Consider the following 13,384-nt stretch of genomic DNA (forward strand, 5'->3'; position numbering starts at 1 on the left):
ATGCAGGATTATGCGGAAAAACGGATAGTCGTCATCGGGGCGGGCCGCAGCGGCCAGGCCCTGGTCCGCTTTTTCTGCGAGCGGGGAGCGCAGGTGGTGCTGACCGACCGCCGGCGGCGTGACGACCTGGCGCATCTGGCCGAGCGCTGGCCGCAGCGCCTGACCCTCGATCTCGGCGGGCATGACCGGCGACATCTGGTCGGGGCCGACCTGGTGGTGCTCAGTCCGGGGGTACCGTCCGATCTGCCGCTGCTGCAGCAGGTGCGGCAGGCCGGGATTCCGGTGCTCGGCGAGGTGGAGATCGCCAGCCGGCATCTGCAGGCCCCGCTGGTCGCCATCACCGGCACCAACGGCAAATCGACAACCACCGCCCTGTGCGGCGAGATGTTCCGCTCGGGTGGCTGCAAGACCTTTATCGGCGGCAATCTCGGCACCCCCCTCATCGAGGCGGCGGCGACCGGAGGCTGGCAGTGGCTGGTGGTTGAACTGTCCTCCTTCCAGCTCGAAACCATTGAGCGGTTCCGGCCGAAGTACGCCATGCTGCTCAACATCAGCAGCGACCATCTCGACCGCTATGACGACATGGCGGCCTATGTCAGCGCCAAGAAGCGGATTTTCGAGAACCAGGGGGGCGATGACGTCGCCGTTCTCAATGCCGGCGACCGGCAGGTGATGACTCTGGCCGGGGGACTGGCCGCCCGTCCGGTCCTCTTTTCGGCGGAGAAGGATCTGCCCGAGGGGATGTCGCTGGACGCCGCCGGCAACATCCTCTGGCGCTGGCAGGGGCGTGAGCTGCGTTTCGACACCCGGCAGCTGCTGCTGCGCGGCCGGCACAATGTGGAGAACGTCATGGCGGCGATGATACCGCCGCTGCTCGAAGGGATTGATCCCAAGCTCGTCTGGCGAACGGCCTGCCGGTTTCCCGGCCTGCCGCATCGCATGCAGCTGGTGCGTCGCCTGCGCGGCGTCGACTGGATCGACGATTCGAAGGGGACCAATGTCGGCAGCGTCATGCGCAGCCTGGCCGGTCTGCGGCCGCCGGTAACCCTGATCGCCGGCGGCAAGGACAAGGGAGGCGACTTTGCCACTCTCGCCCCGCTGGTGCGCGACCGGGTCGGCCATCTGCTGCTGATCGGCGAAGCCGCCGACCGGATCGAACGGGAGCTGGCCGGAACGGCGCGCATCGTGCGCTGCGCCGACATGGCCGAAGCGGTGAAACGGGCAGCGGAGCTGACCCCGGCCGGCGGCACCGTGCTGCTGTCGCCGGGTTGTTCGAGTTTCGACATGTTCAGCAGTTTCGAGGAGCGCGGCCGCGTCTTCGCCCGGCAGGTGAACGCGCTACCGGAGGAGGGGGCCTGATGGAGATCCGGCGCGGACATGACCAGACCCTGCTGATGCTGGCGACGGTGCTGACCTGTTTCGGGATCGTCATGGTCTATTCGTCCTCGTCGATCATGGCGGCGGAAAAGTACGCCGACGGCTTTCTCTTTCTCAAGCGCCAGGGGATCTTCGCCTGTATCGGCCTGCTGCTGATGGCCGGTTTGATGCACGTCGACTATCATCGGCTGCGTCGGCTGGCGGTCCCCCTGCTGCTGCTCTGCACCCTGCTGCTGGTGGTGGTGTTCATCCCCGGGGTCGGGGTTCGCGCCGGCGGCGCCAGCCGCTGGATCCGGCTGCCCTTCTTCTCCCTGCAGCCGTCGGAGCTGGCCAAGCTGGGGCTGGTCGTCTTCATGGCCCATTCCCTGGCGCGCAAGGGGGAAAAGATCAAGACGCTGAAGGTCGGTTTTCTGCCCTACATGGTGCTGCTGGCCGTCCTGCTCGTCCTGGTGCTGGCCCAGCCCGACCTGGGTGGCGCGGCGACCATGGGAGTGGTGGCCCTCTGCCTGCTGCTGGTGGCCGGTTCGCGCTGGCGCCACCTGTTCGGGGTGGTGGTGCTGGCGTTGCCGTTTCTCTACTTTCTCGTGATGAACGTCGATTACCGCCGCCGCCGGATCATGGCCTTTCTCAATCCCTGGGACGATCCGACAGATACCGGGTTCCAGATCATCCAGAGCTGGATCGCCTTCGGTACCGGCGGCTGGTTCGGCAACGGCCTCGGCGAGGGGAAGCAGAAGCTCTTCTTCCTGCCGGAGGCCCACACCGATTTCATCTTCGCCGTGGTCGGCGAGGAGCTCGGATTCGTCGGGGTGGTGGTGACCGCCGCCCTCTTTCTGGTGCTGGTGCTGCGCGGCATCCGCACGGCGGTGCACGCCCCCGACGAATTCGGCCGCTATCTGGCCTTCGGGCTGACGGTGCTGATCGGCATCGAGGCTTTTACCAATTTCGCGGTGGTTCTCGGACTGTTGCCGACCAAGGGTCTGGCGCTGCCGTTCCTCTCCTACGGTGGCACCAACCTGGTCTGCACCCTGATGGAAGTTGGCATTCTGCTCAACATCTCGGCCAAGCTGCCGGGGGAGGTGCGATGAGAGTGCTGCTGGCAGGAGGAGGCACCGGCGGCCATCTCTTTCCGGCCGTGGCCCTGGCGCAGCAGTTGCTGGCCGACGAGCCCGGCTCCGAAGTGCTGTTCGTCGGCACCGAGCGCGGCATCGAGGCCCGGGTGTTGCCCGAGCTGGGGCTGCCCCTGGCGACCATTGACATCGTCGGCTTCGTCGGCAAGAAGCCGGTCGAGAAACTGGCCGTGGCGCCGAAACTTCTGCGCAGTTTCCGGCAGTCGGGGGCGATTCTCGACCGCTTTCGGCCGCAGGTGGTGGTCGGCGTCGGCGGCTACGCCAGCGGACCGGTGCTGCTGGCCGCCCGGTGGCGGCGACTGCCGCTGGTGATCCACGAACAGAATGCCCGCCCCGGACTGACCAACCGGCTGCTCGGCCATCTGGCCGACCGGATCTGTATCAGCTATCCGGAGAGCGCCGGGCATTTCGGGGGGCGGACGGTTCTGACCGGCAACCCGGTGCGGCGGGAGATGACCGAACACCGGCCGTTGCCCGACGGCGAGCCGGAACTGCTGGTCTTCGGTGGCAGTCGCGGTGCCCGCGCCATCAACCAGGCGGTACTGGCCTGTCTGCCGCACCTGGAACTCTGGCGTGGGCGGCTGCGCATCGTGCACCAGACCGGCGAGGAGGACCTGGAACAGGTGAAAGAGGGATACCGGAAGCAGGGCTGGACGCATGCCGAGGTTGTGCCCTTTATCCGCGACATGGCTTCGGCCTATGCCCGGGCGCACCTGGTCCTGTGCCGGGCCGGGGCGACAACCATCGCCGAGCTGACCGCCTGCGGCCGGCCGTCGATCCTGGTCCCCTATCCCTATGCCGCCGGCGACCACCAGACCGCCAATGCCCGCAGCCTGGCGGAACGGGGAGCGGCCCTGATGCTGCCGCAGACGGAACTCGAGGGAAAGCGGCTGGCGACCCTGATCAGCGACATGCTTTCCGATCGGCAGCGGCTGCTCGACATGGCGGGAGCGGCCCATGCCCTGGGACAGCCGCGGGCGGCCGAGCTGATTCTCGACCAGTGCCGGGCCGTGGCCCGGAAAGGATAGAAACCGTGTACGGAAAGATTCGCAGAATCCATTTTGTCGGCATCGGCGGCATCGGCATGAGCGGCATCGCCGAGGTGCTGCTCAATCTCGGCTACGAGGTCTCCGGGTCTGACCTGCGTCAGAGCGAGACGACCAGGCGGCTGGCGAAGCTCGGCGGGCGCATCGCCTTCGGCCACGCGCCGGACAACCTGGGCGACGCCGACGTGGTTGTGACCTCGACGGCGGTGCGGGCCGACAACGTTGAGGTGGCCGAGGCCCAGCGCCGGCACATTCCGGTCATTCCGCGGGCGGAGATGCTGGCCGAGCTGATGCGCATGAAGTACGGAGTGGCGGTGGCCGGCACCCACGGCAAGACCACGACCACCAGCATGGTGGCGACGATCCTGACGCGGGGCGGGCTCGATCCGACGGCTGTCATTGGCGGCCGGCTCGATGCCTTCGGCTCCAACGCCAAGCTGGGACAGGGCAAGTTCCTGGTCGCCGAGGCGGACGAGTCGGACGGCTCTTTTCTCCACCTGAGTCCGACCATCGCCGTGGTGACCAACATCGACGCCGATCACCTCGATTTCTACGCCGACCTGGAGCAGATCAAGACCACCTTTGTCGATTTCATCAACAAGGTTCCCTTTTACGGGCTGGCGGTGCTCTGCCTGGACGATCCGAACATCCAGGAGATCATGCCCCGGGTGAAGAAGCGCTATCTCACCTACGGGCTGGCGTCGCAGGCCGATCTCTACGCCACCGACATCCGCTACCAGGCCAGCGCCACCCGATTCGCCGTCCATGACCGCAACGGGCGTCTGGGCGAGATCACCCTCGGCATGCCGGGCCGGCACAATGTGCTCAATGCCCTGGCGGCGATCGGGGTCGGCCTCGAGCTGGGGCTCGATTTCGACCGGATTGCCCGCGGCTTTGACGGCTTTGGCGGTGTTCAGCGCCGGTTCCAGATCCTCTCCACCGCCGGCGACATCATGGTGGTGGACGATTACGGGCATCACCCGGCCGAAATCCGCGCCACCCTGGCAGCGGCGCGCAAGGGCTGGCCGGAGCGGCGCATCGTCGCCGTCTTCCAGCCGCACCGTTTCAGTCGCACCAGGGCCCTGTTCGAGGAATTCGCCACCGCCTTCTACGACGCCGACCGGCTGCTGGTCACCGACATCTACCCGGCCGGCGAGGAGCCGATCGAGGGGGTGACGGCGCAGCGGCTGGCCGAGCGTGTGCGCAACCACGGGCATCGGGACGTGAGCTGGGTGCCCGGCCTGACCGAGGCGACGGCCGAACTCGAGGCCTCGCTCGAAGCGGGCGACCTGGTGGTAACCCTGGGAGCCGGCAACATCGGCCAGGTGGCGATTGAGCTGGCAAAGCGCCTGTCGGCATGAACGAGAGTTTGCGGCAGCTCTTTGACAATCTCGGTGAACTGGGCGGCGAGCTGCGCCGCGACGAGCCCCTCGCGGCACACTGCAGCTGGCGGGTCGGCGGACCGGCCGATCTCTTCTACCAGCCGCAGCGGCTCGAACAGCTTGAACGGGCGGTGTGCCTGGCGGAAGCCGCCGGTGTTCCCTGGCTTGTGCTGGGAAACGGCAGCAACCTGCTGGTGCGTGACGGCGGCGTGCGGGGCCTGGTGATCGAGACCGGCGCCCTGAACCGCTGGCGGCTGCGGGATGACGGCGGGCTGGAGGCCGAATGCGGCGTTGCGCTGCCGGAACTGGCCCGCGCCACCGCTGCGGCCGGCCGGGCCGGCCTGGAGCGGCTGGCCGGCATTCCCGGAACCCTCGGCGCGGCGGTGGCGATCAATGCCGGCGCCCACGGACAGAGCGTCGGCGATGCCGTGCGGCAGGTTGTCGTGCTGCACGAAGGACGGCGGCAGCGGCGGACGAAGGCGGAACTCGGTTTCGGCTACCGGCAAAGCGCCATCGGCGACAGGGAGGTGGTGCTGGAAATCCTGCTGCAGCTGGACAGGAAAGAGCCGGCGGCGCTGCTCGAGGCCATGCGCGCGGCGCTTGACGCCCGGCGGCAGGCGCAGGCGGTCGAGGGGCCCAACGCGGGCTCGGTGTTCAGGAATCCGCCGGATGTGGCGGCCTGGAAGCTGATCGACGACGCCGGCCTGCGGGGGCTGCGCCTCGGCGGGGCGATGGTGTCGGAGCGGCATGCCAACTTCATCGTCAATTGCGGTGACGCCCGGGCGGCCGAGATTGAGGAGCTGATCGAGCGGGTTCGGCAGCGGGTGAAGGCGCACAGCGGTGTTGCGCTGGAAACCGAGATCCGGATCGTCGGTGAAAGGTGAGAGCAATGGCCCTGGACAGGGAAAGCTTGCGACAGAAGACCATCGGCGTGCTGTGTGGCGGTCTTTCCGCCGAGCGCGAGGTGTCGCTGCGCACCGGCGGCGAGGTGCACCGGGCGCTGCAGGAAGCGGGATACCGGTCGGTGCTGATCGACGCCGGTCGCGACCTGGCCGAGCAGTTGCGGGCCGAAGGGGTCGAGATCGCCTTCGTCGCCCTGCATGGCCGCTTCGGCGAGGACGGACGGGTGCAGGGGCTGCTCGAGATGCTCGGCATCCCCTACACCGGCAGCGGCGTGCTGGCGTCGGCGCTGGCCATCGACAAGGTGGCGACCAAGAAGATTCTGCTCTACCACGAGCTGCCGACTCCCGGATTCGTGGTCTTCCGCCGCGGTGACGACCGCGAGGCGCTGCTGGAGCGCTGCCGGCACTTTCCGCTGGTGGTCAAACCGGCGCGCGAGGGTTCGACCATCGGCATCAGCATCGTGCACGACCGCGACGAGCTCGCTGCCGGACTGGACACCGCCCTCGAGCTTGACGACCAGGTTCTGGTTGAGGATTACATCGCCGGCATGGAAGTGACGGTGAGCGTGCTCGACGACGAGGCGCTGCCGATCATCCAGATCGTACCCAAGGGCGGCTTTTACGACTACAAGGCGAAATACACCGCCGGCCAGACCCGCTACATCCTGCCGGCGCTGCTGCCGCCGCTGGTCTACCGTCGCCTGCAGCAGGTTTCCGTCGAGGCCTGCCGGATTCTCGGCTGCCGCGGCGCGGCGCGGGTCGATTTCATGGTGCAGGAGCGCGAATTCTACATCCTCGAGATCAACACCGTTCCGGGAATGACGCCGACAAGCCTGCTGCCGAAGGCGGCGCTCAGGGCCGGGATGAGCTTCACCGAGCTGGTAGTTCGCATGCTGCTCGATGCGGATCTGGACAAGTAGGGGGCGATGAACGACGACCATGCGCGACCTGAAGGACGGAAAGAAGCGGTCCAGAACCCGCGCCAACCGGCGGGTCAGGAAGAAGGAGCCGCGCAACTGGGGACAGCTGCTGCGACGGCTGACCCGGACCGTCCTGCTGCTGGCCTTTGCCGGTCTGGTCGTCGTCGCCGGGTTTCTCGCCGGTCGCCTGCTGCTCGACTGGGGCTATTTCAAGGTCGACACCATCCGGGTCGTCGCCAACGAGCGGGTGTCGAGAGACGAGATCGTGGCGCTGTCCGACATCCGGCCGGGCGACGGGATCTTCGACCTCAACCTGGAGCGTATCGGCCGCAAGATCGAGGAGAATCCCTGGATCGCCGCCGCCCGGGTCCGGCGGATCTTTCCCGGCGAGGTGGTGATCGAGGTGAAGGAGAGGGTGCCGGGAGCCATCCTCAGCCTCGGGTATCTCTACTATGTCGACTGGGAGGGCGAGATCTTCAAGCTGCTGTCGCCGGAAGACCGGCTCGACTATCCGGTGATCACCGGCATCACCCAGGAGGACCTGACCCGGCAGCCCGACCGGGTCAGGCGGCGGCTACGCCAGGCGATGCTGCTGCTGCGGCAGCTCAAGGGACGCCGTTCGCTGACGCTGGAAGATATTTCGGAGGTCCATGTCGGCCGGGACGGCGGCTTCGAGCTGACCACCTATGTCGGCGGGGTGCCGATCCGCCTCGGTTACGGTCATTTCGCCGCCAAGCTGGACCGGCTGGAGAAGGTCTACAAGGAACTGAGGCCACAGCTTATGGCCCTGAAATATATCGATCTCAACGTATCTGACCGGGTGATCGTGAGCGTGGCGACGCCGCAAACGGTTGGGAAGGGTTAGCAAGGGGGTAGCCATCATGAGCAACAAGAGAGAGAACCTGATCGTCGGTCTCGACATCGGTACGACCAAAATCTGCGCCATCGTCGCCAGCGCCACCGACGAGGGGCTCGATATCGTCGGCATCGGTCTGGCGCCGTCGAAGGGCCTGCGCAAGGGGGTGGTGATCAATATCGAGAGCACGGTCGAGGCGGTGAAGAAGGCCCTGCAGGAGGCCGAGCTGATGGCCGGCTGCGAGATCAAGTCGGTTTTCGCCGGCATCGCCGGCGGGCACATCAAGGGCTTCAATTCGCAGGGGGTCATCGCCATCAAGAACCGTGAGGTGACCGGCGAGGACATCCGCCGGGTGATCGACGCCGCCAAGGCGATCGCCATCCCCATGGACCGCGAGGTGATCCACATCCTGCCCCAGGAGTACATCATCGACGACCAGGACGGCATCAAGGAGCCGCTGGGCATGAGCGGTGTCCGGCTGGAGGCGAAGGTGCACATCGTTACCGGCGCCGTCGCCAGCGCCCAGAACATCATCAAGAGCTGCCAGCGGGCCGGGGTCGACGTGGCCGACATCGTGCTCGAGCAGCTGGCCTCGAGCGAGGCGGTGCTGACTCCGGACGAGAAGGAACTGGGAGTGGCGATGATCGACATTGGCGGCGGCACCACCGACATCGCCATCTTTGCTGACGGCGCCATCAAGCACACGGCGGTGCTGTCGCTGGGCGGCAATCACCTGACCAACGACATCGCCGTCGGCCTGCGCACGCCGATGCACGAGGCCGAGGTGCTCAAGCAGAAGTACGGCTGCTGCCTGACCGCCATGGTCGGCAAGGACGAAACCATCGAGGTGCCCTCGGTGGGTGGACGGGAGCCGCGGGTGTTGTCGCGGATGCTGCTGGCGGAGATTCTCGAGCCGCGGGTGGAGGAGATCTTCACCCTGGTCAACCGGGAGATCGTGCGCAGCGGGTTCGAGGACCTGATCGCCTCCGGGGTGGTGCTGACCGGCGGAAGCTCCATCCTGCCCGGCATGCCCGAGCTGGCCGAACAGGTCTTCAACCTGCCGGTAAGGCGCGGAGTGCCCAAGGACATCGGCGGCCTGACCGACGTGGTCAACTCGCCCATCTACGCTACCGGGGTCGGCCTGGTCAAGTACGGCAGCCGCAACCTGCAGGCGAAGAAGTTCAGCATCGGCGAGGACAACCTGTTCGACCGGGTCATCCGGCGGATGAAGGAGTGGTTTGGAGAATTTTTCTAGTTGAAGCGGAGAATGAAGCCAACCGGTGAAGGAAGGGAGAACCTTCACCACAGACAGGAATGGAGGGAGTCATGTTTGAATTTGATGAAACCATGGACCAGAGTGCAAAGATCAAGGTGGTTGGAGTCGGTGGCGGCGGCGGCAACGCCGTCAATACCATGATCGCTTCGGGCGTCAGCGGCGTTGATTTCATCGTCGCCAACACCGACGCCCAGGCGCTGCGCGCCAACAAGTCGCCGATGAAGCTGCAACTCGGCAGCAAGCTGACCAAGGGGCTGGGGGCCGGAGCCAATCCGGAAATCGGTCGCGAGGCGGCTCTCGAGGACCGGGCGCGGCTGGTCGAGCAGCTCGACGGCGCCGACATGGTCTTTATCGCCGCCGGTCTCGGTGGCGGCACCGGCACCGGCGCCGCGCCGGTCATCGCCGAGGTGGCCAAGGAGGTCGGCGCCCTGACCGTCGGCGTGGTGACCAAACCCTTCACCCACGAGGGCAAGCAGCGTATGGCCAAGGCCGAGCAGGGCGTCAAGGCCCTGAAGGAAGTGGTCGACAGCCTGATTCTGATTCCCAACGACCGGCTGATCGGCCTGGCGGGCAAGAACATGAGCATTCTCGACGCCTTCAAGCCGGCCGACGACGTGCTGCGGCAGGCGGTGCAGGGGATTTCCGACCTGATCACCACCCACGGCATGATCAACGTCGACTTCGCCGACGTCAAGGCGGCGATGAGCGAGCGCGGCATGGCGATGATGGGCATCGGCGTCGGCTCCGGCGAAAAGCGGGCCGTCGAGGCGGCCCAGGCGGCCATCTCCAGCCCGCTGCTGGAAGATGTCGACATCTCCGGCGCCAAGGGGGTGCTGGTCAACATCACCGGCTCGTCCAGCATGACAATGGAGGATTTCGAGGAGGTTTCGCGCATCATCCACGAAAAGGTCCACGAAGAGGCCAACATCTTCATCGGCCTGGTGATCAACGAGGAGATGGGCGATGCCATCAAGGTGACCGCCATCGCTACCGGTTTCGGCGGCACCTTCGATGCCGCCCGGCGGGATACGGACGAAATTCGTCCCCTGTCCCGCGCGAAGGAAGATCTGGACATGCCGACCATTCTGCGCAAGCGCAGGGAGGAGACGCCCCGCAGTTTCGGCGCGATGGTCGAAGAGGACGAGTACGACATCCCGACCTTTTTGCGCAAGCGCGTCGACTGAGGCGGGTCGCACAGACAGTTTGTCCCCTTGTCGCCGTCGGTTCGGCCGGCGGCGGGAATGATGGTTGATCTGAATGCACGGCTGCCCCGGGCCGGTCTTCTCCGCCCGGCCGCAACGGGGAACCCGTATTGGCATGCAGTGTTGACGACTCCCTCGTCGGGGACCGCAGAAGCGGTCCCCTTTTCTTTTTTTCGGGGACGAACCCCTGGATCTGCGCCCACCCGCGTTCAGGACAGCTTTTTGCGGCCAGACGGTCGGGAACATCATCCGGGGTCGCAACCCCGGAGCAACCGCATCCGACCGCAGGCCGCAAGCAAAATCAAAAGCAAAACCGGCGGGACGCGCCCCGCCAGGCGCCTTACTTTTTTCAGCGCGAAAAAAGTAAGCAAAAACGCTTGTTTTTATTTCTGCCACGAAGGTCTGTGGCCCTTTTCAACCAGTTGCCCAGACAGACCGCCCTTTCTTCGTGACCACAAAAAAAGCATCGTTCCCGGGCTCGCTGCGCTCACACGGGCCAGTTTGTTCGGAGGTGCCCCAACGGAATGCCCGTCCTGGCACAACCGTTCCCGTCGGGGCCGCGGCGGTGCGGTCTGGCCCATCGAGCGGCCTGCCGCTCGTTTGGAAAGCCTTTCTGCCGGCCCGATGAGCCGGCGTTCCGGGTTGAGCCGACGTTGTAATGACCCACCGAACCCTCGCAACAGCAATGCCCGCCGCAGGCGCAGGGCCCTTTTCTGCGTCCTCTTTTGGGCCGGCAAAAGAGGACGGCGCCGTCCGGGGGCGCAACCCCGGATCAACATCCATCGACCGCAAGGTCGCAAACCATCAAAAGCAAAACCGGCGGGTCGCGCCCCGCCAGGCGCCTTACTTTTTTCAGCGCGAAAAAAGTAAGCAAAAACGCTTCTTTCTATTTCTTCCGCGAAGGTCTGTGGCCCTTTTCAACCAGTTGCCCAGACAGACCGCCCTTTCGCCGTGACCACAAAAAAAGCATCGTTCCCGGTCTCGCTGCGCTCACACGGGCCAGGCGGTTCGGAGCGGCCCCATATTGTATCGCTTGTCTCGACAACAACCGTTCCCGTCGGAGCTGAGGCGGTGCGGTCTGGCCCATCGAGCGGCCTGCCGCTCGTTGGGAAAGCCTTTCTGCTTGCCCGAAGAGCCGGCGTTCCGGGTTGAGCCGACGTTGTAACGACCCACCGACCACTCGCAACAGCAATGCCCGCCGCAGGCGTAAGGCCCTTTTCTGCGTCCTCTTTTGGGCCGGCAAAAGAGTAAGGCGTCGTCCGGGGACGCAACCCCGGATCAGCCTCCATCGACCGAAGGTCGCAAACAAAATCAAAAGGAAAACCGGCGGGACGCGCCCCGCCAGGTGCCAGTAAAACGTTGAACTCCCGCAAGCCTTCTTTACCCTCACCCCTTTCCCGTGCCAAGATAACCACATGGCATCGCAGAAACTGATCAAGAAGGCCCGGAGGCGGTTGGCGGAAGAGACCGGCTGTCGCGCCAACCCCTGGGGCGGCCGGCTGAGCGTCGCCCTGGTCTTTCCGAACACCTACGCCCAGGCGATGAGCAACCTCGGTTTTCTGACCGTCTACCAGCTGCTCAACAACCGCGAGGACTGCCTGGCCGAGCGCTTCTTTCTGCCCGATCCGGCCGATTTGCGCGAACATCGGCGCACCGACACGCCGCTCTTTTCGCTGGAAAGTGGCCGGTCGCTGACCGACTTCGATCTGGTCGCCTTTTCCATCTCCTTCGAGAACGACTACCTCAATCTGCCGACGCTGTTCGAGCTCGGCCGGCTGCCGCTGTGGCGCCGGGAACGGACGCGGCGCCATCCGCTGGTGGTTTGCGGTGGCGTCTGCGCTTTTCTCAATCCCGAGCCGCTGGCCGACATCATGGATCTCTTCGTCGTCGGGGAAGGGGAAGTAATCTTGCCACCGATGCTCGAGGTTCTACAGACGGGTAGCGGCCGGCAGGAACTGCTGGAGGAACTGTCCCGGATTCCCGGGGTCTATGTTCCCGCCGCCTATGGCGAGCGGCTGCTTGCCGACGGCGGCCGCATGGCCGGAGATCCCCTCGGCGGCGCGCCGGCCCGGGTTCGCCGGCAGTGGCTGCGCGATCTCGATGTTCATCCGACGGTCGCCGCGGTTCAGACCCGGCAGACCGAGTTCGGCGACATGTACCTGATGGAGGTCTCGCGGGGGTGCGGTCGCGGTTGCCGTTTCTGCGCCGCCGGCTATCTCTACCTGCCGCCGCGCGAGCGCAGCCTCGACCGGCTGGCGCGGCAGGCGGAACAGGGACTGTGCCACCGGGAGCGCATCGGCCTGGTCGGGGCTGCGGTGTCCGACTATTCACGGCTGGAGGAGCTGAGCCGCTTGATCCTCGAGCGCCAGGGATGCATTTCGGTAGCCAGCCTGCGCATCGACTCCCTCACCGCCGACGAGGTCGCCACCCTGCATGCCTCCGGCCACAAGACTCTGGCCCTGGCGCCGGAAGCAGGCAGCCAGCGGCTGCGCGACGCCATCAACAAGCAGTTGACCGAGGAGCAGATTCTGCGCGCGGTCGACCTGCTGGGTGAGGCGGGCATCCAGAACCTCAAACTCTATTTCCTGGTCGGACTGCCCGGCGAAAGCGAGGCCGATCTGGACGAAACCGAGGCGCTGATCGCTGCCATCCACCGCCGCTGGCAGGAGCATGGCCGGCATCGCGGGCAGATGGGACGGCTGATCCTGTCGGTCAATCCCTTCATCCCCAAGCCGGTGACGCCGCTGCAGTGGATGCCGCTGGCCCGGCCGGAGACGCTGAAGCGGGCGCGGAAACGGCTGCGCGACCTGGTCGGGCGGCTGGCCAACACCGAACTTAACTTCGAGTCGCCCCGTTCGGCTCTGCTGCAGGCCTTTCTTTCCCGCGCCGACCGCCGGGCCGCCGGCCTGCTGCCCGACCTGGCGGCAGGGCGGCATCTCGAAGACTGTTGCCGCGAGGCGGGGATCGATCTGGCGGCGCAGCTCTATCGGGAACGGGCCGGTGACGAGCCATTGCCCTGGGATATTGTCGATATCGGCGTCGACCGCGCGGTGCTGCTCGAGGAATATCGACGCTATTGCGCCGGGCGGCTGACGCCGCCCTGCCGTCCGGACTGTCGTCGCTGCGGGGTGTGTGGCTGAGCCTCTGTGCCCCCGTCTCAAACGCAGCTCCGGGATCGTGTTTTCTCCCTCCTTTTTTGCCCATCCCCCTCCTTGCCAGTCGACAAACACCTGCTAAGATTACCGGGTAAGTTATGTATTGTTGAGACTGATCCGGGTTCTTTCGGTCCGGAT

At 65.9% G+C, this 13,384-nt stretch carries 10 protein-coding genes; all 10 read left to right on the top strand.

All coding sequences use genetic code 11. From position 1 onward, the window contains the following. Nucleotides 1–1,359: a UDP-N-acetylmuramoyl-L-alanine--D-glutamate ligase gene (murD, locus tag EDC39_RS13415; RefSeq protein WP_148896906.1), complete on the top strand. Its 1,359-nt coding sequence runs from the start codon at nt 1–3 to the stop codon at nt 1,357–1,359. Further along, nucleotides 1,359–2,465 carry a putative lipid II flippase FtsW gene (ftsW, locus tag EDC39_RS13420; RefSeq protein WP_148896907.1) on the top strand — a complete coding sequence of 369 codons (1,107 nt, stop codon included), beginning with the start codon at nt 1,359–1,361 and terminating at the stop codon, nt 2,463–2,465. The genes murD and ftsW overlap by 1 nt, the downstream gene beginning before the upstream one ends. Next, nucleotides 2,462–3,535, top strand: a complete 1,074-nt coding sequence (gene murG / locus EDC39_RS13425) for an undecaprenyldiphospho-muramoylpentapeptide beta-N-acetylglucosaminyltransferase (protein ID WP_148896908.1) — start codon at nt 2,462–2,464, stop codon at nt 3,533–3,535. Before ftsW ends, murG begins: the two co-directional genes overlap by 4 nt. Before the next feature lie 5 nt (nt 3,536–3,540). Beyond that, nucleotides 3,541–4,914, top strand: coding sequence for a UDP-N-acetylmuramate--L-alanine ligase (gene murC / locus EDC39_RS13430; RefSeq protein WP_148896909.1), 1,374 nt, complete (start codon nt 3,541–3,543; stop codon nt 4,912–4,914). Then, nucleotides 4,911–5,819, top strand: coding sequence for a UDP-N-acetylmuramate dehydrogenase (gene murB, locus EDC39_RS13435; RefSeq protein ID WP_148896910.1), 909 nt, complete (start codon nt 4,911–4,913; stop codon nt 5,817–5,819). The genes murC and murB overlap by 4 nt, the downstream gene beginning before the upstream one ends. An 11-nt stretch (nt 5,820–5,830) precedes the next feature. Next, complete coding sequence (locus EDC39_RS13440) at nt 5,831–6,757, top strand: D-alanine--D-alanine ligase (protein ID WP_148896942.1); 927 nt, start codon at nt 5,831–5,833, stop codon at nt 6,755–6,757. Between the two features lie 19 nt (nt 6,758–6,776). Continuing rightward, complete coding sequence (locus EDC39_RS13445) at nt 6,777–7,622, top strand: cell division protein FtsQ/DivIB (RefSeq protein ID WP_148896911.1); 846 nt, start codon at nt 6,777–6,779, stop codon at nt 7,620–7,622. Nucleotides 7,623–7,638: 16 nt separating this feature from the next. After that, the gene (ftsA, locus tag EDC39_RS13450) at nt 7,639–8,868 is read left to right on the top strand and encodes a cell division protein FtsA (protein ID WP_148896912.1); all 1,230 of its coding nucleotides are present in this window, start codon (nt 7,639–7,641) and stop codon (nt 8,866–8,868) included. A 71-nt stretch (nt 8,869–8,939) separates the two neighbouring features. After that, nucleotides 8,940–10,073, top strand: a complete 1,134-nt coding sequence (gene ftsZ, locus EDC39_RS13455; RefSeq protein ID WP_148896913.1) for a cell division protein FtsZ — start codon at nt 8,940–8,942, stop codon at nt 10,071–10,073. Between the two features lie 1,433 nt (nt 10,074–11,506). Then, nucleotides 11,507–13,231, top strand: a complete 1,725-nt coding sequence (locus EDC39_RS13460) for a radical SAM protein (protein ID WP_148896914.1) — start codon at nt 11,507–11,509, stop codon at nt 13,229–13,231. Nucleotides 13,232–13,384 lie beyond the last annotated feature (153 nt).

Source organism: Geothermobacter ehrlichii, from assembly GCF_008124615.1.
GTDB classification, from domain to species: domain Bacteria; phylum Desulfobacterota; class Desulfuromonadia; order Desulfuromonadales; family Geothermobacteraceae; genus Geothermobacter; species Geothermobacter ehrlichii.